Origin of the sequence: Pauljensenia sp. UMB3104, assembly GCF_030217285.1 — a bacterium.
Classification (GTDB): domain Bacteria; phylum Actinomycetota; class Actinomycetes; order Actinomycetales; family Actinomycetaceae; genus Pauljensenia.
In genome coordinates this window covers 130,316-147,474 of the sequence record NZ_JASONN010000005.1, presented here as the reverse complement: position 1 = coordinate 147,474, position 17,159 = coordinate 130,316, and the positions used below count along the sequence as shown (strand labels likewise).

8 protein-coding genes and 2 tRNA genes are annotated in these 17,159 nt (G+C 66.1%); 6 read left to right on the top strand and 4 right to left on the bottom strand.

Annotation, left to right across the window (positions count from 1 at the left end):
• Positions 1-119 precede the first annotated feature (119 nt).
• Genes QP415_RS04485 through QP415_RS04460 form a run of 6 tightly spaced genes read left to right on the top strand, consistent with a single transcriptional unit; the run spans position 120 to position 8,277 of the window.
• Positions 120-590 carry an NUDIX domain-containing protein gene (locus QP415_RS04485; RefSeq protein WP_048677501.1) on the top strand — a complete coding sequence of 157 codons (471 nt, stop codon included), beginning with the start codon at positions 120-122 and terminating at the stop codon, positions 588-590.
• Positions 577-3,024, top strand: a complete 2,448-nt coding sequence (locus QP415_RS04480; RefSeq protein ID WP_306559499.1) for a DUF6049 family protein — start codon at positions 577-579, stop codon at positions 3,022-3,024. Before QP415_RS04485 ends, QP415_RS04480 begins: the two co-directional genes overlap by 14 nt.
• A complete protein-coding gene (locus QP415_RS04475; protein WP_285098995.1) occupies positions 3,021-6,131 on the top strand; it encodes a lipid II flippase MurJ in 3,111 nt (1,036 codons plus the stop codon). Before QP415_RS04480 ends, QP415_RS04475 begins: the two co-directional genes overlap by 4 nt.
• A gap of 18 nt (positions 6,132-6,149) precedes the next feature.
• The gene (gene trxB / locus QP415_RS04470) at positions 6,150-7,187 is read left to right on the top strand and encodes a thioredoxin-disulfide reductase (RefSeq protein ID WP_285098993.1); all 1,038 of its coding nucleotides are present in this window, start codon (positions 6,150-6,152) and stop codon (positions 7,185-7,187) included.
• A complete protein-coding gene (locus QP415_RS04465) occupies positions 7,184-7,615 on the top strand; it encodes a YchJ family protein (protein ID WP_285098992.1) in 432 nt (143 codons plus the stop codon). Before trxB ends, QP415_RS04465 begins: the two co-directional genes overlap by 4 nt.
• Before the next feature lie 20 nt (positions 7,616-7,635).
• The gene (locus QP415_RS04460; RefSeq protein ID WP_285098991.1) at positions 7,636-8,277 is read left to right on the top strand and encodes a phosphatase PAP2 family protein; all 642 of its coding nucleotides are present in this window, start codon (positions 7,636-7,638) and stop codon (positions 8,275-8,277) included.
• A gap of 1,301 nt (positions 8,278-9,578) precedes the next feature.
• Here the strand turns inward: QP415_RS04460 and QP415_RS04455 are convergent.
• The 4 genes from QP415_RS04455 to QP415_RS04440 form a co-directional block, all read right to left on the bottom strand.
• Positions 9,579-16,436 (bottom strand): SdrD B-like domain-containing protein, encoded by a 6,858-nt coding sequence (locus QP415_RS04455; RefSeq protein ID WP_285098990.1) that lies wholly within the window; start codon positions 16,434-16,436, stop codon positions 9,579-9,581.
• A 394-nt stretch (positions 16,437-16,830) separates the two neighbouring features.
• Positions 16,831-16,903 (bottom strand) — tRNA-Ala (locus QP415_RS04450).
• A gap of 11 nt (positions 16,904-16,914) precedes the next feature.
• Positions 16,915-17,049 (bottom strand): DLW-39 family protein, encoded by a 135-nt coding sequence (locus QP415_RS04445; protein WP_285098988.1) that lies wholly within the window; start codon positions 17,047-17,049, stop codon positions 16,915-16,917.
• A 30-nt stretch (positions 17,050-17,079) separates the two neighbouring features.
• A tRNA-Ile gene (locus QP415_RS04440) sits at positions 17,080-17,156 on the bottom strand.
• Between the last annotated feature and the right edge of the window lie 3 nt (positions 17,157-17,159).

Genomic DNA, 17,159 nt, shown 5'->3' with positions numbered 1-17,159 from the left:
GCCAGGAAAGGGCCCTGGCCGACTACCGGGGGCCGCGTACCGGCTAAAGTGGAGTCATGCCTGCACGTCCAGTTGACCGCCGAGGCGGGGTGCCCAGACCCCCGCGTCGGTCCGCTTCTGTGCGCGCTGGCCGCTCTCACCTGCCGATTTCCGCGGAAACCAGCGCGGGCGGCATCGTCGTCGACGTGCGTGACGGAATTCCCTATGCGGCGTTGATCGCGCGACGCAATCGAGCGGGCCGCATCGAGTGGTGCCTACCCAAGGGCCACCTCGAGGGTTCCGAGACCCCCCAGCAGGCCGCGCTGCGCGAGGTCGCCGAGGAAACAGGCATCCACGGGCGCATCATCCGCCACCTCGCGTCGATCGACTACTGGTTCTCCGGCAACGACCGCCGCGTCCACAAGGTCGTCCACCACTACCTCATGGGGTACGAGTCCGGCACGATCACCGTGGATGGGGATCCGGATCACGAGGCCGAGGAGGCCGCGTGGGTGCCGCTGCGCGACGTGTCGCGCCAGCTCGCCTACCCGAACGAGCGTCGCATCGTGCGCATCGCCCTCGACCTGCTGTACCGGGATGGCCGTGACTAGGCGCGTGGTGCGGGTGGTCGCCGCGTGCGCGGCGCTGGCTCTTCCCTTCGGCCTCGGAATGCACGAGGCCGGGGCTGCTCCCCTGCCCGCGGAGGCCTCGCAGTCGGACGCGTCGCGCCCCGCCGTGATGGGTGCGGCGGCCGAAGCGTCGGGCCTCGTCATCTCCATTAACTCGCTCTCTCCACGCATCGTGACGAGCGAAAACGAAGTGATTGTCTCCGGTACGGTCCGCAATGATTCGCCGACGACGCTCGCGAACATCTCCCTCGAGGTGTTCGTCGCCAACGAGACGCCGATTTCGGTGGCCGCGCTCACGACGGCACTCACCGAGGACGAACCCGACGCCACGCACGCCGCGTCCTCCTCGCTCACCGACATCACCCGCGGAGCCACGGTCCCCTTCGAGATCCACATCCCCACCTCCTCGCTTCCCCTGACCGACGCGACCGAGTGGGGGCCGCGCGTCATCACCGTGGCCGCCAACTCCGGCGAGTACTCCGGCAAGGACCGTTCGATCCTCGTGTGGGACTCGGGCGCCCAGGTCTCTGCTTCACGCGTGAACGCCGTGGTCCCCTGGACGTCGACGAGCGCCACCCAGGACCAGGCCGAACGCTCCGCCGTCCTGAACTTGGCCGCCTCCCCCGGCGTCACCCTCGCCGTTGACCCGCTGCTCATCCCGCACGGACCGCAGCCCACCGCCTCGCCGAGCCCCTCGCCCGATTCCGACGCCTCTCACGGACAATCGGGGCAGTCCGATCAGTCCGGCACCCAGTCGGGGCAGTCGGGCGCCGCCACGGCCTCGCCGAGCCCATCCTCCTCCCCCACCCCGACGCCCGCGCCCACGGCGACCGACCCCGCGCAGCGCTCGCGCGACCTTCAATCCGAGGCCTTCGTGTCCGCCCTCATGGGGGCAGCAAACGAACTCATTGCACTCCCCGAGGGCGACGCCGACCTCGGGGCCCTCGCCCTGTCGGGCAACACGGGCTTCTGGGACCGAGCCTCCCGCTCGATCGCGGCCTTCCCCTCATCCCTGCGCGAGGCCGGCTGGGTGGCCCCCACGACCTCACCCACGGCCTCACCCGCGTCTCCGACCCCCTCGCCCTCCGCGAGCGCCACGGCCGCGAGCGCCACGGAAACCCCCAGCCCCGCAGCGTCGTCTTCTCCCTCCGGGCAGAGCGGCACGACGACAACCGCGCCAGACGCGGGGCCCACGATCCTGCGCAACGTCGCATGGCCAGCCGACACGACCTTCGGCACGGCATTCCTGTCGAACTACGCCTCCCCCGACCAGATCACGATCGCGCCGGCCTCGGCACTCACCCCCGCCGAAGAGGTCACCTTCACCTCCTACGCGCGCGTCAACGTCAACCCTGCGACGGGCGAGACGGCGACCGACGGCACCGGGGCGCGCACGCTCGCCCAACAGGCCGACCTCGCCTCAATCCTGTCGTGGAACGCCTCCGGCGGCGACGAGCTCGACGCCGAGCAGGCCCTCGCGGCGATCACGGCGATCATCGTGCGGGAACGCCCCGCCTCGTCGCGCACTCTCTTCGCGGCGGCCGCGCGCGGCACGACCATCAACGAGTCCCTCACCAAACGCGTCAACGCCCTCTTTTCCCCGCGCTGGGTCTCCGCCCAGACTTTCAGTGACATCGCCTCCAGTGAGCCAACCGACGTCGAGCGGCAGACCGTCGACGCAGGCACGCTCGACGCGGACACGTCCACTGCGATCTCAGCCATGTCCTCGTCCCTGACCAGCCTCGGGCCTCTCGCGAAGGCCACGGACGATCCCGACGCGGTGTACGACTCGGTCACGCCGAAGATCCTGCCCTCCCTGGCCGCGCAGCGCACCCCCTCCGAACAGCTCGACTCTGCGACCGCGATGACGTCGCAGATCACGGGCATGCTCTCCGCGGTGAGCGTCGAACCGTCCTCGGCCGTCAACCTCATCAATAAGTCCGCGAACTTCCCCGTCCTCGTGCGCAATAACCTCCCGTGGCCGATCCACGTCGACGTCACCCTCGTGCCCGACGACCCGCGTCTGCGCGCCACCCCGGCGCTTTCCCAGACGCTGGCCGCGCAGGGCGCCACGACCGTCGAGGTGCCCGTGGGCGCGATCGGCAGCGGCGACATCGCGGTCACCTACAAGGTCACGACGCCGGACGGCGTCGTCCTCGACGACTCCCAGACCGTGACCGTGCGCATGCGCGCCGGGTGGGAGGACGCGATCACGGCCGTCATCGCCTCGCTCTTCGCAGCGCTCTTCCTCGTCGGCATCACGCGGTCGCTCCGCAAGAGGGCCGCCCGCAAGGCGCAGGGCTCGCCCGAGGCCGACTCGCCCGAGGCCGACTCGACCGATGCCGGTAGCGCCGACGAGGCGCCCACAGACGACAACACCGAATCAGAGACAGCAACGACGAAGGAGACCCCATGAGCTCGAATACGCCTCGCCGATCGATCCTGAGAGCATCGGCGCTCATGGCATCGGGCACCATGGTGTCGCGCATCCTCGGCTTCATCCGTAACGCGATGCTCATCGCCGCGGTTGGCGCAACCGCCGGCGGCGTCGGCGCCGCGTTCCAGACGGCGAACACGCTGCCCAACACCGTGTTCAACCTGCTGGCCTCCGGCATCTTCGACGCGGTCCTGGTACCCCAGATCGTGGGCGCGATCAAGCGCCGCCACGACGGCGATACCTACGTCAACCGGCTGCTCACCCTCGCGGGAACGCTTCTCTTCCTCGTCACCTTCGTGACGATGGTGCTCGCCCCCGTGCTCGTCATGATCACAGCCGCAGGCTACACCGAGGACATCCGCAACCTCGCGATTTTGTTTGCGCTGCTGTGCCTGCCCCAGCTCTTCTTCTACGGGCTCTACAACCTGCTGGGCGAGCTTCTCAACGCCCGCGAAATCTTCGGACCCTACATGTGGGCGCCCGTCGTCAACAACGTCGTCGGCATCGCCGGCCTCGGCCTCTTCCTCGTGATCTGGGGCGGCGCACCCGACGGCGGCATTCCCGCGGGTGACCTGACAGGCGCACAGTTCTGGGTGCTCGCGGGCTCAGCGACCCTGGGCGTCATCTGCCAGGCGCTGTGCCTGCTGTGGCCGATGCGTCGTGCGGGCGTGTCCTTCAAGCCGGACTTCCACTTCCGCGGAACCTCCTTCGGGTCGATGCCGCGAGTGGCCGGATGGACGTTTGCGACCCTCGGCGTCTCCCAGGTCGGCGTCCTGTCGACGAACAACCTGGCGGCCATGGCCGACGGCTTCATCGGCCGCAACGGCGCGCAGGGCGGCGTCGTCGGCATCCTCGCCTACTCGACGGCCTTCATGATCTTCATGGTCCCGCAGTCGCTCATCACCGTGTCCCTGACGACCGCGATCTTCACCCGCATGGCCGGGGCCGTGGCCGACGGCGACGACCGGGCGGTGGCCGACAGCTACCACCTGGGCGTGCGCACAATCACGTCGCTGACCCTCGTCGCAGCAGCCATGCTCATGGCCGGTTCCGTCCCCATGATGGAGATCGCGATGGCCGCCAAGGGCGGCGACCCCGAGGCCGTGACCGGCTACGCCCTCGTCCTCGCCTCGCTGATGCCCGGCGTCGCGTCGACCGGCATGGTCCTCATGAGCCAGCGCGTCTTCTTCGCATACGAGGACGTCAAGCCCGTGTTCCTCATGGGCATCGGTCCCACAATCATCCAGGTCATCGTCGGCTGGTCCATGTACGCCCTCACCGGCGCGCGCTGGTGGGTCGTCGCTGCGGCCCTCGGCGAGACCGCCTGCCGCCTGACGCAGGGCGTCATCGCCGTCGTGTGGGTCTCACGCGAAAATAGCTTCGTGGATCGCGCGGGACTGCTGCGCTCCTACGTCGCCTACCTGGGCGCAGCGATCGTCGCGGGCCTCGTGGGCTTTGGCCTCCTGTGGATCATGGGCATCCACACGGGCATCTCCTCGACGCTGGGACGTATGCTACTGGCGGGCGTCAAGCTCTCCGTCGTCTCTGTGGTGACCGGCCTCGTCTACCTGATCGTCCTACGCTTCGCGGCCCCCCGCGAATCCGCTGCGATGATGCGCCCGCTGCTCACGCGCCTGCACGTGCCCGCCGCTGTGGTGAACATCCTGGCAGCGTCTTCCACTGCGACCCCCGACCCAGCTGCGATAATGACGGGACACACACCCGACCAGACGGAGGACCCGATGGCTCCCACGCCCGAACGCCCCGGCGACGAGAAGAAACTGCCGTCGTTCGACGAGGTCGTCGCTGACTCGCCGATTCCGGCTCCCCCGGCGCCCCCGGCCTCGTCGAGCGACGAATCGGTTGACGCTCCGCCCATTCCTGCCCCCGCCGAGGTCCCGGCATTCGGCCCCGCGACGCAGGCTCCCGTCGAGAATCCCGTCGTTGCCGAGGCCATCGCAGCGCCCGCTGTTGAGGCCATCGCCCAGGCGCAGGGCATCCCCCTGCCCGACGCGGACACGGTCCCCGCACCGCAGACCGACCCCATTCCGAGCCCCGATGCGGACAAGGCCCCCGAGCCGGACAGCCGATCGATGGCCGAATCCCTGGCAGAGCTAGGTGTCGAGCCCCTCACGGGCCCCACGGACAGCGCCAACGTTGCCTCCTCGGCCTTCCCGCTCGCTCCCCCGCCACCCGCACCCGCGGCCAGCGGATACGAACGCGAAGGCGACATCAACCCCGAGGACTACCCGCACCCCGAGCCCCTGGCCGATGCGCCCGCCACGCACCAGATCCCCCGCGTGCAGCCGGCGGCCGAGGCCGCGATCCCCGCTCCCCCGGTCGACGATCCGACCGAGGTCATGGACTCCGTTGCGCCCATCCCGGCGGCTCCCGCACAGGCTGCCCCGGCCTCGTCCAACGAGGACAACGCCACGCCCGAGCGCTCCGCGAAGCTGATCGACCCGACGCGACCCGCCCTCATTTTCGGCGTCGTCCTGTTCCTCTTCGGTGCGATCTGGGGACCGTGGATGGCGACGCGCCCGGTCACCAACCTGGACCTCGGCCAGTCGCTGCGTGACGGCGTGAGCGCCCAGGAATCCGGCGCGGAACCCGCACCCGTCCTCACGACGACGCCTCCCCCGACCGAATCCGTGACGCCCGTGATCTCCTCCGTGCAGGTCCTGTCGTGGAACAACGACGACGGCGACCACCCGGACCGCGCGATCAACATGATCGACTCGAACCCGTCCACGTCGTGGTCCTCACGCTGGTTTGACACTAACCAGTTCCGCGACGAGACCTCCGTGACGATCGTCGTCAAGCTGCAGCAGAAGGCCACCGTGTCCTCGGTGACGCTCAACATGGATCCGGCCACCTCCGGCGGTGAGGTCGTCGTGCGTAACGTCACGGACCCGTCGAACCCGCGCGGTGGAACAGAACTGGCTACGTCGGCGTTGTCTCCGACGACCACGATTAAGCTCCCGACCCCTGTCGAAACCGACTCGATCGCGCTGCAGTTCCGCTCGATGCCCAAGGGCCAGGACGGCCGCAACTGGGCGTGGATCTCCGAACTCACCGTTCAGTAACCCCTAAGGAGGGTACGCATGTCTTTCGTTGCGATTCCGGGCCTTGTGACGGCCGAACCCACCGAGGCCACCACTGAGGCCGCCGAGGTGCAGATCCCGTCGGCGCAGGTGCCCGAGGGCGCCACCGTCCACGACGTCGTCATCGTCGGCTCGGGTCCCGCCGGCTACACGGCCGCGGTCTACACGGCCCGCGCCGGCCTCGCCCCGATCGTGCTGGCCGGACAGCTGGCCGCGGGCGGTGCGCTCATGAACACGACCGAGGTCGAGAACTTCCCCGGCTTCCCCGAGGGCATTCAGGGCCCCGAGCTCATGGACAACATGCGCGAGCAGGCGGAAAAGTTCGGCGCGGACGTGCGCTACGAGGACGTCGTGGCCGTCAACCTTGAGGGCGACGTGAAGGCCGTGGCGACCGAGGACGAGGTCTTCTACGCGCGCGCCGTCATCCTGGCCACCGGCTCCGAGTACCGTCACATGAACGTGCCCGGCGAGGAGGAGTTCTCCGGCCGCGGTGTCTCCTACTGCGCGACCTGCGACGGCTTCTTCTTCAAGGATCGTCGCCTGGCCGTCATCGGCGGCGGCGACTCCGCGATGGAGGAGGCGACCTTCCTGACGAACTTCGCGTCCGAGGTCGTCGTCGTGCACCGCCGCGACACCCTGCGCGCCTCGCGCGTCATGGCTGAGCGCGCCCTGAACAACCCGAAGATCTCCTTTGAGTGGAACGCGACCGTCGCCGAGGTGCTCGGTGACGAGTCCGTGACCGGCCTGCGCCTGACCTCGACGGTGGATGGCTCCGAACGCGAGATCGCCGTGGACGGCGTGTTCGTCGCGATCGGTCACCTGCCGCGCACGGGCTTCCTGCGTGGCCAGGTCGCCCTCGACGAGGCCGGCTACATCACGGTCGACGAGCCGTCGACGCGCACGTCCGTGGCGGGCGTATTCGCGTGCGGCGACGCCGTGGACCACACGTACCGTCAGGCCATCACGGCCGCCGGTTCCGGCTGCCGCGCCGCCCTGGATGCGGAGCGCTGGCTGGCTTCTCTGGGCGACCAGGCGTGACCTCCTCCCCCGCTGCCCCCGGCGCGTCCGGTGCTGGCGTGCCCCGGCCTCGTACCTGTCCGTGCGGGTCGGGGGCGCTGCTGGCGCAGTGCTGCGGGCCCTACCTGGATGGGGAGGCGGCTCCGACCGCCGAGGCGCTCATGCGGTCGCGCTACACGGCGTTCGCGTTGCGCGACGAGGACTACCTGTTCCGCACGTGGCATCCGCGCACGCGCCCCGCTCCCCCGTACTGGGTGGAGGGGACGCAGTGGACGGGCCTGCAGATCCTGGGGGCCGAGGCCGGGGGTCCTTCCGACGAGGAGGGTACCGTCACCTTCGTGGCCTCGTGGCGTGATGTGGCCACGGGTGAAACCGGGCAGATGCGTGAGCGTTCGCGCTTCTCGCGGCGGGCCGGGCGCTGGGTGTACGAGTACGGCGCAAACGACTGACACTACGGTAGGATTTCACTATGATTGTTCGTCGATTCCTGTCCCCCTCCGTCATCGTCGGGGTGCTCCTCGTCGCGATTGTCGCCGTCGCGGGTGGGTTCATCACGAGTCCCCTGTCGATCGACACGACGGTGTGGTCTGACTTCATTGCGTCGCGCACGCCGGCGATGAACACGTTCATGACGGGCGCGTCGTGGCTCTTCGATCCCAAGCGCGCTGTCATTGTGGCGCTGGCCGTGGCGGCCTTCGTGTGGTGGCTCGTCAAGAAGGTCATGCATGCCCTGTACATTCTGGGCTCCGTGGCCTTCTCGGGGATCAATGGCTACATCATTAAGCACATTGATTCGCGTCCGCGCCCGGAAGAGGCCTACCGTCTGATCACCGAGGATGGCTACTCGTTCCCGTCGGGTCACGCCACGGCGGTAACCGCACTGATCGTGTCGCTGGTCCTGGTGCTGACGATGACGCGCCTGGGCCGTCGTCTCCGTTACCTGCTGTGGGCCGCCGCCCTCGTGTTCATTGTGTTCATCTGCGTGACGCGCCTGTACCTGGGTGTCCACTGGGTGACGGACGTGATTGGTGGCTTCGGTGTGGGACTGGGCTCGTCGATGATCTTGGCGCCGTTCATGATCGGGCCGAACGCCTTGAAGTTGTTCCGCTAGTTATCGGAGCTCATTTGTTGCTGGGAGCGCCCGGGGCCACGGCCCCGGGCGCTCCTGCATGCGCTGCGTGTGGCCGCATCGGCTGGATGAGACTGTTCTGATCTGTGCGCAGCTTGCACGGGTCATGTACCTGGCTGTACGGGGCTATGCCGGGCCTTGCGGGGCCGTGTGCGGCTGTATGACGGCTGTATGAGGCCTCAATGAGAAGGGGCGTGCTGGCCTGCCTGTGGGCGGCGATATGTCACCGCCGCTCACCAGGGCACACGAGCAGATTCGGCCAGCGGGCACCCGTCCACGCCATATCCGGGACAAAACTCTCCCTGCACACCCGCTTTCACCGCATGTCCGGGACAAAACTCTCCCTGCTCGCCCAAAATGGCCCAATTTGGCGCAATCTACGCATGCGGGGAGAGTTTTGTACCGCTTTGCTCAGCACAACACTGAGCAGGGAGAATTTTGTACCGAACACGAGGCAGAGTTAGGGCTAGCCACGACAGCGCTCCAGGCGCCACCGGCGTGGAATGGAAGGCCCCCGGGGATCCTCAGGTACCCGCGCCGGTGCCGGTGGACGGCCTCAAGGCCTGGCGAGGCTTCGAGACGCGACACAGAGACCACCCCACACAAATTTCGCACATAATTTCCCTCGGTCACTTTTGGAGATAGCCCGAAAACATTGCAATCCCAACAACATAAATTCAATATTTGAAACACGCACAGGGGAATTACGTGCGAAATTACTGAGACGACGACAAGACCACCGCCAGCCAAATTTCGCATGCAATTCCCCCACGACACAAACCAACACAAGCTCAAACACCGCAGAATATCAACGATTAGATTTCAATACCTGAAATACTCTCAGGGGAATTGCATGCGAAATTGATGATTGACAGCCACAACTGGGCCACATACAACAACCCAGGGCCTGGACGCGGTGCCGGGGGCGGCAGCAGGGCCAAGGCGGGCTACGAGACGATGCACCGCGCCCATCAGCACACCGCGCGCCACTGGTGTGGAGGGCACCGGCCGGTCCAAACGGCCTAGCCGCGGTGCCGGTGGGCGGCGGCAGGGCCTGGCCGGACAACGAGCCGACGCGCCGAGCTGAAAGCTCGCAGCGCGGACGGCGAGCGGGCGGGCAGGCCACGCGGCGGCCGGAGATCAGGCGGCGCTCAGAACACCAGCGGTGCCACACGCACCAGCCACACGACCACCCGGGTACGCCAAAGGGGCGGGTACCGAAGTACCCGCCCCTTCTCGACTCACTCAGCCACTGCCTCGTCGAGGCTCAGGCCGAATGGATGTCAGTCCTGGCGACGGCGACGCATCCACAGGAACATGCCGCCAACGACGGCCGCTCCCAGGCCAGCCCCGCCGATCAGGCCGTCGAAGCCGGTGCGGGCGAGGCCCTTCTTCGGCTTGGTGGCCGGGACGTCGGGTGCGACGTAACCGAAGTTCACGCCGGTGACCAACTGGTTCTCGAAGCCGATCGTGATCTCACCGGACATGGAGTCGGCGATGCCGTCGGGGTCCTCGGTCTGGTCGAGGCCGGCGAGGTCGCCGTCCGGGTGGACCTTGACGCGGTAGGTGCCGGCGGGCAGCTTCTCGAAGGAGTAGTTGCCGTCCTTATCGGTCGTCGTGGTGGCCACGACGTTGCCGTCCTTGTCGAGCAGGTCGACCGTCACGCCGGAGAAGGTTTCTTCACCGTCGGTGTAGGAGCCGGACTTGTCGGAGTCGCGGTAGACGCGACCGGCGATCGAGTAGTCGGGCACGTAGCCGAAGTTGACCTTCTCCTGCAGGGAGTTCTCCGGGCCCATCGTGTACACCGCGGAGGTGTCGTCGATGGTGGCGTCGGGGTCCTCGGTCTGGTCGTAGTCCTTGATGGACGAGGAGCGCACGACCTTGACGGTGTACTTGCCGTCGGGCAGGTGCTGGAAGGCGTAGTTGCCGTCCGCGTCGGTGTCGAGGGTCTGGAGGACCTTGCCGTCCTCGTCGAGGAGCTGGACGCTCACGCGCTCGAGGCCGGGCTCGTCACCGTCGATCATCTTGTCGCGGTTGTCGTCGCGGTAGACAGTTCCCTTGATGGTGTTGTTCGGGACGTAGCCAAAGTCGACGTCGCCCTTGGTGGGGTTCTTCTCGTCGAGGGTGATCGGCTCGGACGCGTTGTCCAGCTTGTTGTCGGGGTCGCCGGTCTGGTCGGTGTCGGCCAGCACGCCGTCCTTGACGACCTTGACGGAGTAGGTGCCGTCGGGCAGGTGCTCGAAGGAGTACTTGCCGTCCTTGTCGGTCGTCGTGGTGGCGATGACCTTGCCGTCCTTGTCGAGGAGCTGGACGCTCACGCCGGAGTAGCGTCCTTCGGTGTCGCCCTTCTTTCCGTTGCGGTCACCGTCGCGGTAGATGGTGCCGTTGATGGAGTTGTTGGCGATGTAACCGAAGTTGACGTCCGTCTGGGTGCGGTGGTCATTGCTCAGCGAGATGACGCCGGAGACGCTGTCCTTGGTGGAGTCCGGGTCCTCGGTCTGGTCGAGGTCGGTGAGGGCACCGTCCTTGACGACCTTGACGGTGTAGTCGCCGGCGGGCAGCTTGGAGAAGGAGTAGGCGCCGTTCGCGTCCGTCGTGGTGGTCGCGACGACCTTGCCGTCCTTGTCGCGCAGCTCGACGGTCTGGTTGGCGTAGCCCTTCTCGCCCGCGCCGTGCGTCTCGTTGCGGTCACCGTCGCGGTAGACGAGGCCGTGGATCGAGTAGTCCGGCACGTAACCGAAGTCGATGTGGTCCTTGGAGGGGTTGTCCTCACCCAGGGTCACCGGCTCGGAGGCGTTGTCCTTGGTGGCATCCGGGTCCTCGGTCTGCTCGGTGTCGGCGAGTTCGCCGTCCTTGACGACCTTGACGGAGTAGGTGCCGTCGGGCAGCTTGGAGAAGGAGTAGTTGCCGTTTGCGTCAGTCGTCGTGGTGGCGATGACCTGGCCATCCTTGTCGAGGAGCTGGACGGTGACGCCGGAGTATCCGGGCTCGGTGCCGTCCTGGTCGCCGTTGCGCGAGTCATCGCGGTAGACGGTGCCCGACAGGGAGTTGTTGTTCACGTAGCCGAAGTTGACGTCCGTCTTGGACGGGTTGTCGTTGTTCAGCGTGATGGGCTCGGAGGCGTTGTCCTTCGTGGCGTCCGGGTCACCGGTCTGTTCGAGGCCGGCGATGGGGCCATCCTGAACGACCTTGATGGAGTAGGTGCCCGCGGGGAGCTTGTCGAAGGAGTAGTTGCCGTTCGCGTCGGTCGTGGTCGTGGCGACGACGTTGCCGTCGGCGTCAACGAGGTTGACCGTCACGCCCTCGTAGAGCTTCTCGTCCGTGTCCAGCGCGCCGGAGCGGTTGCCGTCGCGGTAGATCGTTCCCTTGATGAAGTAGTCGGGCACGTAGCCGAAGTTGACGTTCTTCTTCGTGGGGTTGTCCTCGTTCAGGACGATGGGCTCGGAGGCGCTGTCCTTGGTGCCGTCCGGGTCCTCGGTCTGCTCGAGGTCGGTGAGGGCACCGTCCTTGACGACCTTGACGGAGTAGGTGCCGTCGGGCAGGTTGTCGAAGGAGTAGTTGCCGTTGGCATCGGTCTTGGTGGTCGCGATGACCTGGCCGTCCTTGTCGAGGAGCTGGACCGTCTGCTCGGGGTAGCCGGCCTCGCCCCCGTTGTGGGAGTTGGAGCGGTTGTCGTCGCGGTAGACCGTGCCGGAGATCGAGTTGTTCGAGATGTACCCGAAGTTGACGTTCTCCTTGATCGGGTCGTTCAGCTCGAGGGTGATGTCACCAGAGGTGTTGTCCTTGGTGCCATCGGGGTCCTCGGTCTGGACGAGGTCGGCGATGGGGCCTTCCTTGCGGACGCGCACCTTGTAGGTGCCTTCCTCAAGGTTAGTGAACGCGTAGGCGCCCTTGTTGTCGGTGGTCGTGGTGGCCACGACGTTACCGGCGTTGTCGAGGAGGTCGACGGTCACGCCCTGGTAGAGCTTCTCGCCGTCCTCGAGGGATTCGGAGCGGTCGGCGTCACGGTAGACGGTGCCCTTGATCGTGTAGTTCGTGGCGTAACCGAAGTTCACGTTCTTCACGGAGGGGTTGTCGTGGTTCACCTGGACGACGCCGGAAGTGTTGTCCTTGGTGCCGTCCGGGTCCTCGGTCTGCTCAAGCTTCTTGAGCAGGTCGGAGGGCTCCACCTTGACCGTGTACTTGCCGGCGGGCAGCTTGGCGAAGGAGTACGTGCCGTCGGCCTTCGTCGTGGTCGTCGCGACGACCGAGCCGTCCTCGCCGAGCAGCTTCACGGTGATGCCGTCGAAGCCGGGCTCGGAGTTGTTGAGGGTCTCGGAGCGGTCCTTGTCGTAGTACACGGTGCCGGAGACCGTGTAGTCCTCGGCGTAGCCGAAGTTGACGTTGATGACGTCCGGATCGGAGCGGGTGAAGGTGATGGCCTGCGAACGCGAGTCTGCCTGACCGGAGGGGTCCTCGGTCTGCTCGGTGTCGGCGAGCGGACCGGTCTTATCGACCTGGACGGTGTAGGTGCCGTCGCTCAGGCCGGTGAAGGAGTAGTTGCCGTCCGCGTCGGTCGTCGTGGTGGCCACGACGTTACCGGAGGGGTCAAGCAGCTTCACGGTGACGCCGGACAGGTCGATGTCGCCCGTGTTCTTCGTCTTGTCCCGGTTCTGGTCGAGGTAGACGGTGCCGGAGATCGCGTGCTTCTTGACGTAGCCGAAGTTGACGTTCTCCTGGACGGGGTGGTCGGCGTTCAGCGTGATCGCGCCGGAGGCGTTGTCCTTCGTGCCGTCCGGGTCCTCGGTCTGGTCGAGGCCTGCTAGTTCGCCGGCCTTGGTGACCTTGACCGTGTAGGTCCCGGCGTCGAGGCCGGTGAAGGAGTAGTTGCCGTCCGCGTCGGTCGTCGTGGTGGCCACGACGCTGCCGTCGGCGCCGACCAGCTGGACGGTCACGTCCTTGAAGGGCTCCTCGCCGTTGTTGTACGAGGAGGACTCGTTCGCGTCGTAGTACACCTTGCCGGAGACGCGGTGCTTGACGGAGATGGACGCCGTCGAGGAGTTGTTACCGGGCACGAGGTCGTACTCGGGCGGGTTCGCGAAGGACGCCGTGTTGTTCAGGGTCTTGCCTTCGGTGCCCGCATTCAGCGTGACGGTCACGAAGAGCGAGGCGTATTCGCCGGCGAGCATGTCGCCCATGGCCCACGTGGTGCCGTCGAAGGTGCCGGCCTCGTCGGTGCCCTGACATTCCTGCGGCAGGCCGCTCGTGTAGCCGGAGGTGCACTTGTGCGTCTCGGCGGACACGAAGGTCGTGCCTGCGGGGAAGGCTTCCTTGACCTTGAGGTCGGGGGCCTTGCCCTGGCCGATGTTGCCGGCGTCGATGCGGTAGGTGACCTGGTCACCGGGCTTCAGGTTGGACGCGTCGGAGACGACGGTCTTGTTGAGGGCGACGTCGAGCGCGAGGGCGATGGCGACCTTGATCGGCTCGGCGGGCAGGATGGCGCGGTTGTTCGAGGCCTGGGTGGCCGCGATCGCGACGGACTCGTAGGCGATGCCGGTCGCGTTATCAGGGGCCTTGATGGGCGCGATGATCGGGATCGACGCGCCGGCCTTGATCGGGGTGGCCTTGCCGTTGATGTAGATGCGGTAGGACTTCACGTCGGCCCACGAGGCCGGGGTGGCGGTCCAGTTGTTGTCGCATCCAGCGGGACCGGCTGCCATCGCGTCACCCTGGTTCATGACTTCGCCGCGGCAGGGGTTGAAGGAGGTGGAGTACTCGATGGTGACCTGCGAGGGGTCGATGCCCGAGCCTGCGCCGACCTGGAGGGGGCCGGTGAGGATCGGTTCCCACTCGGAGCCGCGGGGATCAGAACCCTGGATGGCGGTGTCGTTCACGTGGGGCAGGATGCCGTACACGGTCATGTCGGACAGGTCCGCGTTACCGGAGTTGGTGGGGGTGATGCGGTACTGACCGTCTTCACCCTGGCGGATAACGGACACGCCGTCGGTGTACTTCTTGTAGGTCGAGCCTTCGATGGAGCCGAGGCTCTCGAGGACGACGTCGGCACCGGCCTGCTCGGAGACCGTGAAGGTCGAGGAGACGGGGCAGACCTGGTCGTTGGTCTTGCCGTCACCGTTGACATCGTAGGTGTCGTCGGTGGAGCCGTAGAAGCAGATGGTCGTCGTCTTGGAGGTCAGCGCGTACTCGGGTTCGGCCGCGGAGATGTAGGCCTCGTTCTTGTGCGTGCCGGCGCTCATCGAGGGGCCGACCTTGCCGCGCAGCTGGATGGTGGTGCCACCCTTGGTCTGGTAGCCGGGCCAGGTGACCTGGACGAGCTGGCGGGTGCAGCCGGTGGCATCGGTGACGTCACGGACCGTGACGGTCTTTTCCTTGCCTGCGGGACCGCCGGTGACGGAACCCTCGACGAAGGTCATGCCACAGGGCAGCAGGTCGGAGATGACGGGCTGGGAGTCGACGATGGTCGAGGTGTTGTTCGCGGTGACGCTGAACGTGACCTCGGAGCCGGGGGAAGCCAGGTTGCCCTTGATGGTGGACTTGGCGTTGTAGTACTTGGGCAGCGCGGTGCCCAGCGTGAGGATGTCGCAGTAGTCGTCGGCGGGGATCTGGATAGATCGGGAGCCGTCGAGCGACTTCATGGACCAGTCGGAGACACAGTTCTGGACGCGCACGTACTGGTCGGACTTGCCGGCCTTCCATGCGGCGGAGTTGGTGTCGGCCTGGACGTAGGTGGTGCCGTCCTCGGTCGTGGGGGTGCCGGCGCCGACCGGGCCTGCGACGTTCAGGATCGAGGACTCACCGGCGGGGATCGTCTGCTTGTAGTGGAAGACGGTCAGATACTCGTCGGCGGCGAAGGAGGAGAAGTCGAATGCCTTGCCGCGGTAGATGGTCTGAGTACCGGTGTTGCCCTTGTTGGTCCAGTAGGTGATTTCGATGGGCGTCGTGGTCTGGGTGTCCATCGTCTTGACGCGCATGAGGGGCTTGGAGCAGTCCTTGGAGCCGTCGGTCGGGGACACGAGGCCACAGGTCATGTAGTCGGTGTACTCCATGACGACCGGGACGTTGGAGTTGTTGGAGTAGCTGTACAGCCAGTTGCCCTGCTTGCCGCGCTCGAACTGGCTCATGGCGCGCTTGTTGAAGCCGCCGCCGTAGCGAACCTCGCTGTCGAAGCGGTGCGTGAAGGAGGCATCGGCGGTGACAACGTTGGTCTCGTTGTGCATTTCCGAGCCGGTGAGCTTCGCGGTGTTGGTGACGGTCTCGTCCGTGCAGGTCTCATCGTAGTGGACGGTGACGGACAGGACGATGTTCATGAACGCCGGGTTCACGTCGCCGACGTTCCAGGTGACGGTGTGGGTCGCGGCGTCGTAGGAGCTTTCGACGGTCGCGGCCGTGTTCGTCTTGGTGTTACCCGAGGCCGAGGAGGACACGTACTTGGCGCACGTCGGCAGCGGGTCGGTGATGACGACGTTGGTCATGTTGGACTTGCCGTTGAGGCCGTCGATGTTCGTATCGTAGGACGGCGTGATCTGGTAGGTCACGTCGACGCCCTTGGGGGTGGCCACGGGGCCGGTCTTCTTCAGGGTCGGCGTCGGCTCGGACTTGATCGTGACGGTCGCCTGCGAGGTTTGCTTGCTCTCGCCGGAGGTGAAGGTCGCGACCGGGGTGACGGTGGAGCCGCCGGGGGTCACGCCACGCGGGGCGGTGAAGGTCAGGACCGTCTGGAACGAGGAGCCGGCGGCGACTGTTCCGAGGTTGTAGGTGACGAGGCCATCGGCGTTAGCGGTCGGAGCCTTGATCGTGGGGGTGACGACCTTCTTGCCGGCGGTGGCCGTGGCGTTGACGCCTTCGGGGGCCGAGTCGAGGTTCGAGTTACCCGCGGGCGTCACGGTGTGGGGCAGCGTGATGGTGACGACCGAGTCGAGGCAGTCCTCCGTGGTGGAGGCACACGAGAACTCGACGACGTAGCGCTGCTCGACACCGGAGAGGTACGAGGTCTCGTCGGGAGTGATAGCGAGCTTGAGCGTCGGCGCTGCCGCATAGGCGGGCAGCGTCGTGACGCCGATCATAACGAGGGCGGTCGTGACAAGCATGGCAAGCAGCTGGGCTGGCTTGGATGCCTTCGACCATATGTGATTGATGTGCACAGACTTCTCCTGAGTGTGCGAAAACAGTATATTTCAAGCCAATTCTACGGGTTTCGCAGCAAGTGTGAAGGGGGTATTTTCCGAGGTCAGGGACCCTCTAACTTCACTCTGTCAGGTCAGTTTTTATGCAGTCAGGTCAGCGCAACAAACAACCGTCCACACGGTTTATACACAACTGTGCACAACGCTGTGGATAAACAGGGGTCTTCACTGCAGGTAATGGGCTACTCTGCATCTTTTCCACCAAGAGCATCGTCACTGTCCCACGAATAACCAAATGGTCGGACAAATCGTTTCCCACTGCACAATGAGGCCTTATCAGGCCATTCGTCCCATAAGACTTGACGAAGTTCACATGCAAAAAACCCGCAACCATCAGGTTGCGGGTGAAGCGTGGAGCTAACGGGACTCGAACCCGTAACCCCCTGCTTGCAAAGCAGGTGCGCTACCAATTGCGCCATAGCCCCGTTGGAGAGACTCAGTCCTCCACGGTGTCCGTCACGGACGTCCACAGGTCAGCATTATCGGAAAGATCAACCAGAATTTGTCGAACGACGATGCCCACGGCCACGACGGATCCGACAGCCACACAACAGGTGACCCATTTCTTCATGATGATCCTCCGCTTTCGCTCGCCTGCGGATGGTGGGCCTAGGTGGGCTCGAACCACCGACCTCAGTCTTATCAGGACTGCGCTCTAACCTACTGAGCTATAGGCCCAAC